The organism is Maricaulis sp. (assembly GCF_048269565.1).
Taxonomy (GTDB): Bacteria; Pseudomonadota; Alphaproteobacteria; order Caulobacterales; family Maricaulaceae; genus Maricaulis.
Window position 1 is genome coordinate 332496 of sequence record NZ_JBLXIK010000003.1, and the last position, 13909, is coordinate 346404.

Here is a 13909-nt window from a genome sequence, read left to right on the forward strand (position 1 = left end):
TCGGATGAAACCGGCAAGTTTCGAGTTCAGTTTTCCGTTTTGAAAGATAATCAATTGGACACCGACAGCCTGCGCCTGTTCGTGATGGCAGCCGAACGGCTCAATATCAGTGGCGCCGGGCGCGAGCTCGGCCTCGCCCCCGCCGTCGCCAGCGCCCGGCTGGCACGGCTGGAACAGGCGCTCGGGGCCGAATTGCTGCACCGGACGACGCGCAAGGTCTCGCTCTCGCTCGAGGGCGCGGAGTTTCTCCCCTATGCCCGCGAGATCCTGGCCCAGGAGCGCGCCGCCCGGGCCGCGCTCGGCCATGGCAGCGCCGGGGTCACCGGCACGCTGCGCTTCGCCGCGCCGAGCAGTTTTGCGCAATTGCACGTCATGCCGCTGCTGCCGGCCTTCCAGGCGCGCCATCCGGATCTGACGCTGGATCTGCGGCTGTCCGATGCCCGCCATGACCTGATCGAGGGCAGTTTCGATCTTGCCCTGCGCAGCGCACCGCTCAGCGACAGCAGTCTGAAGGGCCGCAAGCTGGCCGAGGATGCCCGCGTGCTCTGCGCCGCGCCGGCCTATCTGGCTGAGCACGGGATGCCGGATCATCCCGGGGCGCTGACGGGGCATGATTTCATCGCCTGGGCCGACCAGGCGCCGCGCGAGCTGATCGGCCGCCAGGGCGAGACCGCGCTACTGGACCCGCGGGCGCTGGGCTGCCGCATGATTGTCGATGATGGCGCCGCCCAGCGCGAGGCGACGATTGCCGGGGCAGGGCTCTCGATCAACTCCCTCTGGAGCGTCGCGCACGAGATCGCGGCCGGCCGTCTGGTGCGGGTCCTGCCCGGCTGGCGCCTCAATGACCGCTCCGTGCTCTGGCTGGTCTATCCGCGCTCGAATGTACTGACCCCGAAGACGCGGGTTTTCATGGATTTCCTGCTCGAGCATCTGCGCGGTAATCCGGCCTGGACCGACGCCTGAGCCGGCCCGGCCTGCGCCCTTTCCAGGCGTTGGAGAGAGCACGCACCGTCCGCGGCAACAAAGCGCTACCACCGGCCGCGCAATTCCTGTATGGCCGCGCCAGCGCGCCTGATAGAGTGCGCCGAAGCAACAGGATTACCCGTACATGGCCAGCCAGAAATCGCGCTCATCGCTGAATATCCGCAATGCCCGCATCAGTGACATTCCGGCGATCATTGCGCTGGTCGACAAGGTCTACCCCCAGCTCGACAGCTACAGCACCGCCATGCTGCAGGGGCAGATCTCCAACTTTCCCGAAGGGCAGGTAGTGGTCGAATATGATGGCGACATCGTTGGCTATGCCGCCAGCTTCATCATCGACGAGGCCGCGGCGCTGGCGCCGCACACCTGGAACGGCATTACCGGCTCGGGCTATGCCTCGCGGCATAATCCCAAGGGCGACTGGCTCTATGGCATGGAGGTCTGTGTCGACCAGGAGCGCCGACGCCTGCGCATCGGCCAGCGGCTCTATGATGCGCGCCGCGAATTGTGCGAGCGCTTCGAGCTGAAGGGGATTGTATTCGGCGGCCGCATCCCGGGCTGGAAACGGCGCAAGAAACTCTATCCCGATCCGGCCGAGTATCTCGAGGCGGTGGTGGCGCAGAAAATCTCCGACCCGGTGATCCGCTTCCAGATGCGGCTCGGTTTCGAGCCGATCGGCGTGCTGCCCGATTATCTGCCCTATGACGAGGCGTCAGGCGGTTTTGCCAGCCATATGGTCTGGCGCAATCCCTATGCCGCCGTCCACACCAAGAGCGCCAGTGCGCCTCCCGGTGCCAAGGAGGATGTCCGCGTTGCCTCGGTGCAATTCCAGCAGCGCAAGGTGCACTCCTTCGAGGAATTCATGAGCAATGTGGAATATTTCGTCGATGTCACGGCGGATTACCGCTGCGATTTTGTCGTCTTCCCCGAGCTCTTCACCCTGCAATTGCTCGGTTTTGCCGAGACCCGGCTGACACCGTCGCAATCGATCGAGAAGCTGACCGAATACACGCCGCAATTCGTCGAGGCGATGCGCAAGCTGGCGATCAGCTATAATATCAACATCGTCGGCGGCTCCCACCCGACGCGCACCGAGAAGGGGGATATCCAGAATGTCGCCTATGTCTTCCTGCGCGATGGATCGGTGCACCAGCAGGAGAAGATCCACCCGACGCCGTCGGAGCGTCAGTGGTGGGGCATCCAGGGCGGCAATGCGATCTCGACCATCCAGACCGATTGCGGCCCGATCGGCATTTTGATCTGCTATGATAGCGAGTTTCCGGAACTGGCGCGGCAACTGGTCGATGCCGGCGCCAAACTCCTGTTCGTGCCCTTCTGCACCGATAACCGCCAGGGCTATATGCGGGTACGCTATTGCAGCCAGGCGCGGGCGATCGAGAACCAGTGCTATGTCGTGATGTCCGGCAATGTCGGAAATCTGCCAGGTGTGGAAAACATGGACATCCAGTACGCCCAGTCCTGCATCCTGACCCCGTGTGATTTCCGCTTCGCCCGCGACGGTATCGCAGCGGAGTGCTCGGAGAATGTCGAGACCGTCGCCATCGCCGATCTCAACCTCGCCGATCTCGACTGGGCCCGCCAGGAGGGCACGGTGCGCAATCTGCGCGACCGGCGCTTTGATCTCTATTCCATCAAGTGGACGGCCAAGACCTGAGGCAGGAGCGCATGATCGAGGGGCAATGCCATTGCGGCGCGGTGCGCTGGACGCTGAACATCGAGCCGGACTGGCTGACGCGGTGCAATTGTTCCTATTGCCGCCGCGCCAATGCGTTGTGGGCCCATGCCGACGCGTCGCAGATCGTGCTGGATTACCCGGCCGAGGGCGTGGTGCGCTATCTCCACGGCGACAGGATGCTGGCCTTTGTCTCGTGCAAGGCCTGTGGCTGCACTACGCATTGGGAGGGCGCCGATCCGGATGCCGGCGGGCGCATGGCGGTCAATGTCAATATGGCCGCCCCTGCCGCCATCGCAAGCCTGCGCATCCGTCATTTCGACGGCGCAGAGAGCTGGGAATTTCTCGACTAGAGCGCGCGGTTCAGACCGGTTCGATCACATCGGCCCAGTCGGGGTTTTTCTCGGCCTGGGAGACCATGAAGGGGCATTGCGGATAGGCCGTGAAGCCCTTGGCTCGTGCCTCGGCGACCAGGTGACGCGCCAGCGCCGTGGCGATGCCATTGCCGCGCAGGCTGTGGGGCACGCGGACATGATCGACCAGGATGCGGTTTTCACCGCGGCGCTTGAAGGTCAGCTCGCCCGGCTCGGGCTTGCCGGCGACATGGGCGAGATAGCGCCCGCCGTCATCGTCGCTTTCGAGCGTGAAGCTGATCTCCGGTGTCTGCGTTTTCGGTATCTGCGTTTTCGGTATCTGTGTCATCGCATCATCCCTGCTGGAGTTCGTGTGAACCCGCTGCCCGTACGGGCGTGATCAAAGCCGTGTTGCAGTCTCGCCCGGCAGTGACGAAGACGCCAGCACAAGCTGATCACCCCCATGCACCGGCGCTGCAAAAACGAACCAGACCGTACTGGCCAATATGATGGCAGCGAGTGCCAGACCTGCCCATCGCATGTGAGCCTCCATTCCTGTAGGCGGCTAGATAGGGCGGGCCGGGCGGCGGAATAAGGTCCCCACTGGAAAAAGACTTGCGCCGGCCGGGGCCATTGGTCGCATCGCCCCGTTCGGACTTGTCGCCGGGGCGGTTGCGCCGCACAGTCACGCCTCGGCACCTGACGAGGACGCAGCATGCGGCATTACAAACTCTGGCTGGCTGGCGGCCTGGTGGCGCTGCTGGCACTGTTCGCCCTGCAGAACATCTCGGACGTCGAGGTGACCGTGCTGTTCTGGAGCTTTCACACCAGCCGGATCGTGGTGATCGGCGCCAGCTTCGGTCTCGGCGCTGTGGTCGGCTGGCTGCTGAAGGCCTTCTGGCACCCCGGCGCCCGCCGCTGATCCGCTCAGATCGCGGCCACCGCCTCGGCGAGCATCCCGCCGACCTGGCCGGCGACGGCCTGCAGCTTGGCATTGTCGATCGCCATCATCGAGGCGGCCGGATCAATCGCGCTGACCTCGACGCCGTCACCGGTCTCGCGGATGATGACATTGCACGGCAGCATTGCCCCGACCCGCGGTTCCAGCAGGATCGCCTCATGCGCCATCTGCGGATTGCAGGCGCCGAGAATGCGATAGCCGGGCAGGTCGGCATCGAGCTTCTTTTTCATCACCGTCTGGACGTCAATCTCGGTGAGGACGCCAAAACCCTTGTCTGCCAGCGCCTTGCGGGTGCGGGCATCGATGTCTGCGAAATCGGCGCCGGCGAAGACGCGGTTGATCGTATAGCTCATGGTGTCGATCCTTCTTGGTCGAAAGGGGCCTGGCCGGGAGCGGCGGGCCATCCATCTTGCCCCTGATCTGCTATCTGGCCGGCAGCGGCGCAAGCGAGGCAATTGGTCGCCCCCCGCTTGTGCGGCGGTCTCAATCGGTGACAATGGCGGGCTCATTCCTGCCTTGAGGTGCGTATGTCCCGTGATCCCTATGAAGTGCTGGGCGTTGCCAAGACTGCCACGGCCGACGAGATCAAGAAAGCCTATCGCAAGATCGTCCGGACCAGTCATCCCGACCTCAATCCCGACGATCCCGATGCCCAGTCCCGCTTCATCGAGGCCACCGAGGCCCATGACCTGCTGAAGGATCCGGCCCAACGCGCCCGCTATGACCGGGGCGAGATCGATGCCAGCGGCGCCGAGCGGGCGCCGGAGCGCAAATTCTATCGCGATTATTCCGGCGCCGATGGCGCCTCGCGCCAGGGTGCCGGCGGGTTTGAGGATTTCGATACCGCCAGCATTTTCGAGGAAATCCTGCGCCAGCGTGGCCGCGGCGGTCAGTCCCATGATCGCGGTGACTGGGCCTTCAATGCCCCCGGTCCGGACCGGCGCTACCAGCTCGAACTCGACTTTCTCGAAGCGGCCAAGGGGGCGCAAAAGCGCATCACCCTGCCGGACGGGCAGAGCCTGGACGTGAAAATCCCGACCGGCACCGCCGATGGCCAGACCATCCGCCTGCGCGGCAAGGGTGGCGAGGGCATGGGCGAGGGGCCCAATGGCGACGCCCTGGTGACGCTGAGCGTGCGGCCGCACAAGATCTATCGCCGCGAAGGCAATGACATCGTGCTGACCTTGCCGATCACGATCGACGAGGCGGTGCTGGGCGGCAAGGTGCAGACGCCAACCATTGACGGCCCCGTCAGCCTGACCATTCCCGCCGGCGCCAGCAGCGGCCAGATCCTGCGCCTGCGCGGCCGCGGGGTTCAGCCCGGGGGCAAGAAGCCACGCGGTGATCAGCGCGTCGAGCTGCGGATTGTCACGCCGCCGAAGATCGACGATGCCCTCAAGGACTTCATGGAGAGCTGGCGCGAAACCCACAGCCATGATCCGCGCAAGGAGATGATGTCATGACCGAGCCGCTGACCGCCGAGGAAACCGTGGCCGCGATCGCAATGCTGACACCGGACCGGCTTGAAGCCTATGTCGAGATCGGGATTGTCATGCCGTTGCAGGCCGGCGACGGGCCGCGCTTCTCGGCTATCGACCGGGCGCGGCTGGAGCTGGTGTGCGAACTGGCTGAAACCCATGAGCTCGCCGATGAGGCGCTCGCCCTGGTGATGTCACTGGTGGACCAGCTGCACGCTGCCCGCGCCGATCTGCAGGCGCTTGGACGGGCGGTTGACGTGCAGCCGGATGAGGTGCGCGAAAGCGTGCTTTCGGCCTGGCGCGCGGCCCGGGGTGGTCTGGCGGACTGAGCGACAGTCGCTATCCGGCCGGAGATGGCGCTGGCCGGGGCGAAACCGCACCGGCGAACCCGGATAAAAATCCACATTAACCAAGTAATTCAGTCTGATATTGAAATTTCTTTATTTCACATTCCTGCCTAAAAGCTTCGTGCGCAATTTGCGTTTGACCTACATTCCGCCAGCCTGGGGAGAGGGCAAGAGTGAAGGTGATGACATATGAGGGAAGGTTGGGGCGCAAAGCTTAGAAAACTTCGATTACAGGCTGGAATGAAGCAGCAGACGCTGGCCGAAATACTGCAAATCAGTCAGGGATACTTGTCGAGACTTGAAGCCGAGCAGATTCGTCCCCGCGGCGATGTGCTGCGACGGATTGAAGGCCTGCTCGGCGCACCCGAGCAGATTTCGCTGCTGGACCAGGTGATGCTCACCGTGCGCCTGTCGCCACACATGTTGTGCCTGATCGAGGGCGAAAGCCCTTTCAAGCTGCTCGCTTCCAGCGAGGGCAACAAGTCCGGGCTTTCGCCCTTTCGTCCCTGCCGGGAGCATGAGCCGCTCGTGCATCCCGCGCTGACATCTTTCATGGAGGGCGTGCGGACCCTGTCCGCGCTCAAGCAGGATGGCGCGGTGGCCGGTGCCGCCGGCCATATCTGGCACTGCCAGCCGCCAGCGAAACCGGGCGCAATGCGCTCGATCCACACTCCGGTCGGGACCGGCCCGGACCGGTATATGTGGCACACGGTCACCATCGCGATCAGCGAGACTGAATTTGCCCGGACCGAATGTCAGTGGGGCGGGCGCATCACCTTGGAAAGCCAGTACAAACTCGGCGCGGCGCTGGGCGGTGCATCGTGCGCATGCGGCCAAGTGACTGACCGGTAAGTTGAAATATCTTTATCTCATCGATGTTTGGCCGGTTAACGCTTGTTAACCGTCTCCGCCGTCACACTCCAGCCAATTACACGGATAGCGGGAATTCATCCCGCAGCTGCTGTAAACGAGGGAGGGTTTGATGACAGACAAGACCGGCGAGTCGCGGCTTGAGTTCATGGGAATTGATGCCGGGGTGCGTGAGCGCTTGCGCGAATTGCGCGGCCCGCTCGGCGCCAGCATTGACCGCGGCCTGAGCCGCTTCTACGCGACCGTTTCACGGGCGCCGGAAGTCGCGCACCTGTTCCGCGATGACCAGCATCGCGAGCACGCGAAGGTGAAACAGGTTGATCACTGGAACAATATCCTCAGCGGCGAATACAACGAGACCTATTTCGACACCGTTCGCCGCATCGGGCGTGTCCACAGCGATATCGGGCTGGAGCCGCGCTATTACATAGCCGGTTATGCCACCGTGGCGTCGGAACTGCTGGTGTCGGCGGCGCGTCACGGTACCCGGGCAGGAAGGGCCGGGTTTGGCAAGCCGGATACCAGCCAGGCGGAAGCCTGTATCGACGCCCTGGTCCGCGCCGTCTTCCTGGACATGGAACTCGCGATCTCGATCTATCTGGAAGAGGCCGAAGCCAAGGCCCGCAAAGGCCGGCTGCAGGTCGCCGACACCTTCGAGCAGGGCGTCTCCGGGGTGATCGGCCGGCTGACGGATACCTCCCGCGCGCTTGACGAGGCCGCCGCACTGGTCTCGCAAGTGGTGGAAAGCACGCTCGGGCAGGCCTCGACTGCCGCGGCCGGCGCCGAGGAAGCTGCGGCGAACGTCAAATCGGTCTCGGTGGCGGCCGGCGAGATGGAGGCATCCTCTCGCGAGATCGCCGACCAGGTCTCGCGCACCTCGGCCATCACGACAGAGGCCGTTGAACAGGTCACCGAGGCCGGCGATACGATGGAGCAACTCAACGCGGCTGCCGCCGAGATTGGCAGTGTCGTCAGCCTGATCCAGGAAATCGCCGAACAGACCAATCTCCTGGCGCTCAATGCGACCATCGAATCCGCCCGTGCCGGCGAAGCCGGCAAGGGGTTCGCGGTCGTGGCCAGCGAGGTGAAGGCCCTGGCCGGCCAGACCGCCAAGGCCACCGACGAGATCGCCCGCCAGATCGCCGATGTGCAGGCCGCCACCTCGCGGGCCAGTTCGGTCATCAGCGCCATCCACGAAACGATCAATTCGGTCAATTCTGCGGCCGTCACCATCACCGCAGCGGTCGAGGAACAATCAGTGGTGACGCGCGAGATCGTGCGCAATACCACCGAGGCGGCCGCCGGCAACCAGGAGAGCTCGCGGGCCACCAACGCCCTGGAATCCAGCGTCCGCCAGGCCGGCGAGGCGGCGCGGCAAGTCACCGATTCCTCGGCCTCGGTGCGCGAGGAAATGAGTCAGCTCAACGCGCGTGTCGAGCAATTCATGTCTGAAGCGCGGGCTGGATAGGGGGACGCGATGCTGCTTTGCCGATTTGCCTTCTTTAGCCGGCGTGCAGGACAGGTCTCGGACCGGGACGAGGAGGATCGCGAATTATTGCATATTCTCGAGGCCGGTCTGCGCAATAATCCCCGGCATGGACTGACCGGGGTGCTGCTGGTGGACGGGCCGCATTTCGTCCAGGTGCTCGAGGGACCGCGCAGCCTGCTCTATCCGACCCTGAAACGGATCGAGCGCAACCCGCATCACAATGATCTCGTCCTGACCGGCTATTCGGAGATCGACGGTCGCATGTTTGACGACTGGTCGGTCTTCGTGCGCACGCCGCCGGCCCGGCTCGCCGGCACGCCCTGGATCCCCAATCCGGAGCTGGCCACCCACGGCCAGGTCATCGAGACCGCGCGCCGGGTCAGTTGTGGCAAGACCGGTGTGCGGCAGATCCACGCCGGCGATCTGCCGTCCGGCGCCGGGCAGACCTAGCAGCCCGGCGCGTCGGCATCAGGGCTGATCGACCACGGCCTCGGCTGTCGCATCAACGGCCGCCGCGGTCGGGACAAGATGCGCATCGCTGAACCGATAAGCGGTGCGGGCCGGGCGCCGGGTCGAAGGCGCTACCTCGATGGTATAGCCGACACCGCTGCACTGGCCCGGGGCTTCCGGCATGGTGCGATTGAACACCATCAGCGCCATCGACTCGAAGCCGGTCGTATCGATGACACCGCCACGGCCCAGCGGGATGACCTCGATCTGGCCATTGCGCTGGCCCAGGGCGAGGACTTCCAGCCCCGCATCGCCATTGAGCGTGATGGCGTAGCGGCCCTCGAGCTCGAAGCCGAGATAATTGGCGCCGAGCTGTTCCAGCCCGCCCTTCAGAGTCCAGCGGCCTTCGCGCTCGACGGTATGCTGGCGGTGCACGGCGATCGGGAAGAGTTCGGCGAGATCATAGGCGCGGGCGTAATTCTGGGCGCGCCAGCGCTGGATGACATCGGGGATGGAACTGTCGACCTCGTCGAGCGCGGCCTGCAGGGTCTCGAAACCATCGAGCTCGACGCTGTTTTCCCAGACGCGGACGATGAAGCTCTCGCCATAGCTGTCCGCCATCGACTGAAGCAGTGTCCATTGGCCGTAATCATGGCCTTCCACCGTGGTGGTCCAGCACAATTGCGGCGTCTCGAAATCGGTCTCGGTATAGTCAGTGGCGTCCTGGTCGGCCCCGACCGTGGTCGTCTCGATCCATGAGGCCGTGGCTTCATAGAGCCAGTCCAGGCCTTCCTCGGCGTCATAGCCGAACTGGACGACATGGTTGAACTCATGCGTCGCCGTGGCGCGCATCAGGCTTTCTACCGGTGCCGTCTTGCCCATGCCGATGAAATCATTGTCGATGATGAACAGGGTGCGCGCGGCTGCCGCTTCGCGGACATCGGAGGTATTGGGATTGTCGAACACGATCTGGACCGGCTGGGTGACGCCCATCGAACCGTCGGCATCGGCGATATAGGCACGGTAACGTCCGTCATCATCGCGTACGGGCTCGGCCCAGCCCAGACGGCCGACCTGGGCCTCGAGCACGTCCTGCAGGGTGTCAGCGACCAGTTCGGCATAGGGCGTGCTGGAGGCATCGACGCCTTCCAGCGTGTAGTAGACCCGGAAATCTTCAGTCTGGATCAACAATTCCGGACCACTCAGTTCAACCGAGTTTTCCAGCAGGTCCCGCAGCACATCGACCACCGAGGCATCGACCAGCGACAGGGCGAGTTCAAACGCGCCGCTGCTGGCGCCGCTGCGATAGCGGGACAGTTCCAGCTGATAGCTGGCCGTTTGCGGGGCCGTGAAGGCGAAGGCGGAATTGAGCGAGCCATCGCCGCGATCATCATTCATTGCCACCGGATAACCATCCGGACCGGTCAGGCGCAGTACGGGGTCGAGATCGCCGCTCACCGTGTCGGCCAGGGCGAGCAGGGTCTGTCCCGCTTCCAGCGTCACCGGGAAGCTGATGGAGGGCTGGTCATCGCCGAGTTCGCCCTCATGCAGGGCGATCTGCCTGCCCTCGATGGCGGTGAAGTCAAACGGGAGTTCGGCCTCCGGATCGGTCGCCAGCGAAAACGCCAGATCGCCTTCGCCATTACCGCCATAGGTGCCCACAACCAGCTGGTAGCGCCCGGCATCCTCGATCAGATAGGCGATCCGGGAATTGAGCGTGCCATCGCCGCGGTCATCATTCTGCGCCAGCACGGTACCGCCGGCATCGAGCAGGGTGAGGGTGGAATCAAGATCCTCGCTCAGCGCAAAAGTGGTGGCGACGAGAATGTCGCCGGCGGCAAGATCGGCATCAAAGCGCGCCTCGGTGCGCGTCATGTCGAAGCTGACCGTCTCTTCGGTCAGCGTCTGCGCCGCATCCGACAGGCCGACATCCAGGCCGAAGCTCATCGTCAGCGAGAAACTGCCCAGCGCCCCGCCATAGCCCTCGATCTGGGCCCGGTAGACACCGGAGCCGGCCGGCACATGCACCAGGCGCGAGGTGAGGACGCCCGGTTCCTGGTCATCATTGAAGGCGAGCACGTCCCCGTCGGGGCCGAGCAGCGTCAGCACCGTATCGAGGCGCGTTGTCGACGCCGTGTGCAGAGTGACGATCTGTCCGGCCTCAAGGCTCAGATCGAAGGTCAGCTGCGGGGCGGTATCCGTCAGCTCGCCGCTGAACACCTGATCGGATGGCGTCTGCGCTGCAGCAGCGCCACCAGCAAGAACCCCGGCCATGGCCAGACAAACAATAGAAGCGCGCACATTTCCCCCCGAATTCCCAGCGGGCGGAATCGCCATCACTGTTCTGTTGCCCCTGCTATAGAGGCCCGGTCGCGCGCTCACAAGGGAGCGGGCGGGGTACGCCCTGGCCCGTGGTGAATTCGGGCTGATGCCGCCCACCGCGCTGCGCCAGCATCGCCGAACGCGCTTTCGAGGAACAGGTCAGGTCTCAGCCAACCGCTTTCAGTCTGGCGAGTTCGGCTTCAAGCGCGGCAATCCGCGCATCGCGCGCCGCGAGGGTGGCAGCGACACTCGAGGCCTCGAACCGCTGCGGGATATGCTGGGGACAGTTCGCGTCCCAGGCAGACACTGTAAACAGGATCACCTGTTCGGCGCGCGCCTTGTAGTCTGGCGGCATGAGATCCGCGACCAGTTCCTCATCCCCCTCGACGACCCTTGCGGTTCCCCAGATCTTGATCCGGCGACGGTGGGCATAGTCGATCAGGAACAGGTAGGCCTTCGGATTGTCCGCCAGATTGCCCGACGAGATGAACTGCCGGTTGCCGGCATAGTCGACGAAGCCAAGCGTTTGTACGTCGATCACCTTCAGGAAGCCCGCCGGCCCGCCGCGATGCTGGATGTAGGGTTGCTTCTCGGCATTGGCGGTCGCGAGAAACACACTGGTCTGCGCCTCGATGAACGTCTTGAGATCGGGCGTGACGTCCGTGTGCCAGCCGCCCGATCGCTCCAGCTTGGCGTAGGCGCGGCGCGAACCGTTGCGCTCCTGAATGGCCTTTACGGCGGGCGTGAACGCAATGTCGCTGGCGTAGGTCATGTCCAGTCGAATCCCCTAGAGCCCGAGTTCGGTCAGGCCGGGGTGGTCGTCAGGGCGGCGCCCGATCGGCCAGTGGAACTTTCGGTCCGCCTCTGCGATGGGCAGATCGTTGATGCTGGCGATGCGCCGCGACATCAGTCCGTCGCCGCCGAATTCCCAGTTTTCGTTGCCATAGCTGCGAAACCAGGCGCCGTCAGCGTCTTTCCATTCATAGGCAAATCTCACAGCGATCCGGTTGCCGGCAAAGGTCCAGACCTCCTTGATCAGGCGATACTCATGTTCGCGCGCCCACTTGCGGATGAGGAAGGCCTCTATGGCAGCACGGCCGGTCAGGCACTCGGCCCGGTTGCGCCAGCGGCTGTCCGGCGTATAGCCCAGCGACACGCTCGCGGGATCGCGGCTGTTCCAGGCATCCTCGGCCAATCGCGTCTTTTGCGCGGCGGTCGCGGCGGTGAAGGGGGGAAGCGGCGGACGGGGCATCATATGTCTCCGGGGATGGGGAATGGGGCGGGCCCGCCCAAGGGGCGAGCCCACGGGAGCGTCAGGCGGCAAGCGCGTCTACTGCGGGAAAATCGACAACGGTCTGCGCCACCTCGTTGGCGTAGTTGGTCAGCGTGTTCACCGCGACGTGCAGCACGATCTCGACCACCTGCGCATCGGAATAGCCGGCAAGCTTGACCGCCTTGACCTCGTCATCGCTCACCTGGCCGCGCGCCGTCACGACGCTGGCGGCAAAGCGCACCGCAGCATCGGCCTTGGGGTCGGTTGAGTGGCCGCGGCGATTGGCGCGGATCTCGGCCGGGTCGAGCTTGGCCATGTTCGCGCCGAGATAGCTGTGCGCGGCCAGGCAGTAGCCACATTTGTTCAACTCGGCGACGGCCAGCGCGATACGTTCGCGGGTCGGCGCCGGCAGGCTGCCTTCGGCCAGTGCGCCCGAGAGGGCGAGATAGCCTTTCAGCGCGGACGGGCTATTGGCGATCATGCGGAACATGTTCGGCACCGTGCCAAGTTGTTTTTCGACAGCCTGCAATAGCGGCTGGCTGGCGGCGGGCGTGTCGGCGGTGGTAGCGGGGATTGCGATGCGGGACATTGGGGAACTCCTTTCGAGTGGACCAGTCATTCTGGTCGCTCCAAAGGTAGGGGGTGGCGTTCATCGGTATAATCCGGTAATTCCGGAAGTCATATTCCCAATAACCGGAAGGGTGTCATGGACCGGATCGAGGCGATGTCCATCCTCCATAACGTTGTCGAGGCGGGCAGCCTGTCCGGCGCAGGGCGGCGGCTCGGCATCCCGTTGTCGACCGTCAGCCGCAAGATTTCCGATCTCGAGACGCACCTGGGAACACAGCTGCTGGTCAGGTCAACGCGCAGCATCAGCCTGACCGAGGTTGGACAGGCCTATGTCGCCGCGACCCGGCGCATCCTCGAAGACCTCACCGAAGCCGAGCGCACGGCGGCGGGCGAATACGCAGTCGTGAAGGGAAGGCTGGTGATCACCGCCCCCATCGTCTTCGGACGCCTGCAAATGCTTCCTGTGGTCACGGCCTTCCTGCAGGCTTACCCGGAAACGGATGTCAGGCTGGTCCTCGCAGACAGACTGCTGCACCTGATCGACGATCACGTAGACCTGGCCCTGCGCATCGCCAGCCTGCCTGACAGCAGCGATGTTGCCGTGAAAGTCGGGACAGTCCGCCGTGTCGTCTGCGCGAGCCCGGATTATCTGGAACGGCGCGGCTGTCCGCAAACCCCGAGGGACCTCGCCGACCATGATGTCGTGACCTTCTCGGCCTTGCCATTGTCGGAGGCGTGGAAGTTCGGCAAGGGGGCGGCATCACGCCCTGCCACGCCCCGCTCGCGGCTGACGGTCAACACGGCCGAGGCGGCAATCGATGCGGCCATTGCCGGGGTCGGCCTGACGCGGGTGCTCTCCTACCAGATCGCTGACGCCGTCGCGGCGGGGCGGCTGGTGACAGTCCTCGACGGCCATGCGCCCGATCCGCTGCCCGTCAGCCTGGTCTATCCCGGCCAGGAAATCCTGCCGAGGAAGCTGCGCGCATTCATCGATTTCGCCACCCCGCGCCTGAAAGCCGGTCTCTAGCCCGGGCTTGTCCGCCGCTTGCCGGGCGCGGTTATACTGGCGGGCTCGGAGGTGATGCGGGATGTGCGAAAATCGTGAAAACAGGATCGAAA

Annotated in this window: 16 protein-coding genes; 10 read left to right on the forward strand and 6 right to left on the reverse strand. The window is 64.4% G+C overall.

Going from position 1 to position 13909, the window contains the following annotated elements; all coding sequences use genetic code 11:
- Positions 1-54 precede the first annotated feature (54 nt).
- From ACN0YL_RS08415 to ACN0YL_RS08425, 3 genes are all read left to right on the forward strand, one after another.
- A complete protein-coding gene (locus ACN0YL_RS08415; protein ID WP_417497781.1) occupies positions 55-963 on the forward strand; it encodes a LysR family transcriptional regulator in 909 nt (302 codons plus the stop codon).
- Positions 964-1108: 145 nt separating this feature from the next.
- Positions 1109-2659, forward strand: a complete 1551-nt coding sequence (locus tag ACN0YL_RS08420; RefSeq protein WP_417491609.1) for a GNAT family N-acetyltransferase — start codon at positions 1109-1111, stop codon at positions 2657-2659.
- 11 nt (positions 2660-2670) lie between these two features.
- Positions 2671-3030, forward strand: coding sequence for a GFA family protein (locus tag ACN0YL_RS08425; RefSeq protein WP_417491608.1), 360 nt, complete (start codon positions 2671-2673; stop codon positions 3028-3030).
- 10 nt (positions 3031-3040) lie between these two features.
- Here ACN0YL_RS08425 and ACN0YL_RS08430 read toward each other — a convergent pair whose 3' ends face one another.
- A complete protein-coding gene (locus ACN0YL_RS08430) occupies positions 3041-3379 on the reverse strand; it encodes a GNAT family N-acetyltransferase (RefSeq protein ID WP_417497676.1) in 339 nt (112 codons plus the stop codon).
- A gap of 366 nt (positions 3380-3745) precedes the next feature.
- On the opposite strand from ACN0YL_RS08430, the gene ACN0YL_RS08435 reads away from it, so the two are divergent.
- On the forward strand, positions 3746-3952 hold the full coding sequence (locus ACN0YL_RS08435) for a LapA family protein (protein ID WP_417497677.1): 207 nt from the start codon (positions 3746-3748) through the stop codon (positions 3950-3952).
- A 5-nt stretch (positions 3953-3957) separates the two neighbouring features.
- On the opposite strand, the gene ACN0YL_RS08440 is transcribed toward ACN0YL_RS08435, so the two are convergent.
- Entirely contained in the window at positions 3958-4344 is a 387-nt protein-coding gene (locus ACN0YL_RS08440) for a DUF302 domain-containing protein (RefSeq protein ID WP_417497678.1), read from the reverse strand.
- 174 nt (positions 4345-4518) lie between these two features.
- Between ACN0YL_RS08440 and ACN0YL_RS08445 the strand changes: the two genes are divergently transcribed.
- The 5 genes from ACN0YL_RS08445 (at position 4519) to ACN0YL_RS08465 (ending at position 8625) form a co-directional block, all read left to right on the forward strand.
- Entirely contained in the window at positions 4519-5454 is a 936-nt protein-coding gene (locus ACN0YL_RS08445; protein ID WP_417497679.1) for a DnaJ C-terminal domain-containing protein, read from the forward strand.
- Entirely contained in the window at positions 5451-5798 is a 348-nt protein-coding gene (locus tag ACN0YL_RS08450; protein WP_417497680.1) for a hypothetical protein, read from the forward strand. The genes ACN0YL_RS08445 and ACN0YL_RS08450 overlap by 4 nt, the downstream gene beginning before the upstream one ends.
- A gap of 207 nt (positions 5799-6005) precedes the next feature.
- Positions 6006-6668: a helix-turn-helix domain-containing protein gene (locus ACN0YL_RS08455; protein ID WP_417497681.1), complete on the forward strand. Its 663-nt coding sequence runs from the start codon at positions 6006-6008 to the stop codon at positions 6666-6668.
- A 130-nt stretch (positions 6669-6798) separates the two neighbouring features.
- Positions 6799-8154: a protoglobin domain-containing protein gene (locus ACN0YL_RS08460; RefSeq protein ID WP_417497682.1), complete on the forward strand. Its 1356-nt coding sequence runs from the start codon at positions 6799-6801 to the stop codon at positions 8152-8154.
- Positions 8155-8163: 9 nt separating this feature from the next.
- Positions 8164-8625, forward strand: a complete 462-nt coding sequence (locus ACN0YL_RS08465) for a BLUF domain-containing protein (protein ID WP_417491600.1) — start codon at positions 8164-8166, stop codon at positions 8623-8625.
- A gap of 18 nt (positions 8626-8643) precedes the next feature.
- Here ACN0YL_RS08465 and ACN0YL_RS08470 read toward each other — a convergent pair whose 3' ends face one another.
- From ACN0YL_RS08470 to ACN0YL_RS08485, 4 genes are all read right to left on the reverse strand, one after another.
- Positions 8644-10899 (reverse strand): DUF6055 domain-containing protein, encoded by a 2256-nt coding sequence (locus ACN0YL_RS08470; RefSeq protein ID WP_417497683.1) that lies wholly within the window; start codon positions 10897-10899, stop codon positions 8644-8646.
- A gap of 214 nt (positions 10900-11113) precedes the next feature.
- The gene (locus ACN0YL_RS08475; RefSeq protein WP_417497684.1) at positions 11114-11719 is read right to left on the reverse strand and encodes a pyridoxamine 5'-phosphate oxidase family protein; all 606 of its coding nucleotides are present in this window, start codon (positions 11717-11719) and stop codon (positions 11114-11116) included.
- 15 nt (positions 11720-11734) lie between these two features.
- Positions 11735-12199 (reverse strand): DUF1348 family protein, encoded by a 465-nt coding sequence (locus tag ACN0YL_RS08480; RefSeq protein ID WP_417497685.1) that lies wholly within the window; start codon positions 12197-12199, stop codon positions 11735-11737.
- A gap of 61 nt (positions 12200-12260) precedes the next feature.
- On the reverse strand, positions 12261-12809 hold the full coding sequence (locus ACN0YL_RS08485) for a carboxymuconolactone decarboxylase family protein (protein ID WP_417497686.1): 549 nt from the start codon (positions 12807-12809) through the stop codon (positions 12261-12263).
- Positions 12810-12926: 117 nt separating this feature from the next.
- On the opposite strand from ACN0YL_RS08485, the gene ACN0YL_RS08490 reads away from it, so the two are divergent.
- Entirely contained in the window at positions 12927-13817 is an 891-nt protein-coding gene (locus ACN0YL_RS08490) for a LysR family transcriptional regulator (RefSeq protein ID WP_417497687.1), read from the forward strand.
- Positions 13818-13909 lie beyond the last annotated feature (92 nt).

Coding starts and splice junctions, on each gene's coding strand:
- ACN0YL_RS08465 (WP_417491600.1), top strand. CDS start 8,164: ATGCTGCTTTGCCGATTTGCCTTCTTTAGCCGGCGTGCAGGACAGGTC.
- ACN0YL_RS08490 (WP_417497687.1), top strand. CDS start 12,927: ATGGACCGGATCGAGGCGATGTCCATCCTCCATAACGTTGTCGAGGCG.
- ACN0YL_RS08435 (WP_417497677.1), top strand. CDS start 3,746: ATGCGGCATTACAAACTCTGGCTGGCTGGCGGCCTGGTGGCGCTGCTG.
- ACN0YL_RS08480 (WP_417497685.1), bottom strand. CDS start 12,199: ATGCCCCGTCCGCCGCTTCCCCCCTTCACCGCCGCGACCGCCGCGCAA.
- ACN0YL_RS08420 (WP_417491609.1), top strand. CDS start 1,109: ATGGCCAGCCAGAAATCGCGCTCATCGCTGAATATCCGCAATGCCCGC.
- ACN0YL_RS08485 (WP_417497686.1), bottom strand. CDS start 12,809: ATGTCCCGCATCGCAATCCCCGCTACCACCGCCGACACGCCCGCCGCC.
- ACN0YL_RS08430 (WP_417497676.1), bottom strand. CDS start 3,379: ATGACACAGATACCGAAAACGCAGATACCGAAAACGCAGACACCGGAG.
- ACN0YL_RS08470 (WP_417497683.1), bottom strand. CDS start 10,899: ATGGCCGGGGTTCTTGCTGGTGGCGCTGCTGCAGCGCAGACGCCATCC.
- ACN0YL_RS08450 (WP_417497680.1), top strand. CDS start 5,451: ATGACCGAGCCGCTGACCGCCGAGGAAACCGTGGCCGCGATCGCAATG.
- ACN0YL_RS08425 (WP_417491608.1), top strand. CDS start 2,671: ATGATCGAGGGGCAATGCCATTGCGGCGCGGTGCGCTGGACGCTGAAC.
- ACN0YL_RS08440 (WP_417497678.1), bottom strand. CDS start 4,344: ATGAGCTATACGATCAACCGCGTCTTCGCCGGCGCCGATTTCGCAGAC.
- ACN0YL_RS08475 (WP_417497684.1), bottom strand. CDS start 11,719: ATGACCTACGCCAGCGACATTGCGTTCACGCCCGCCGTAAAGGCCATT.
- ACN0YL_RS08455 (WP_417497681.1), top strand. CDS start 6,006: ATGAGGGAAGGTTGGGGCGCAAAGCTTAGAAAACTTCGATTACAGGCT.
- ACN0YL_RS08460 (WP_417497682.1), top strand. CDS start 6,799: ATGACAGACAAGACCGGCGAGTCGCGGCTTGAGTTCATGGGAATTGAT.
- ACN0YL_RS08445 (WP_417497679.1), top strand. CDS start 4,519: ATGTCCCGTGATCCCTATGAAGTGCTGGGCGTTGCCAAGACTGCCACG.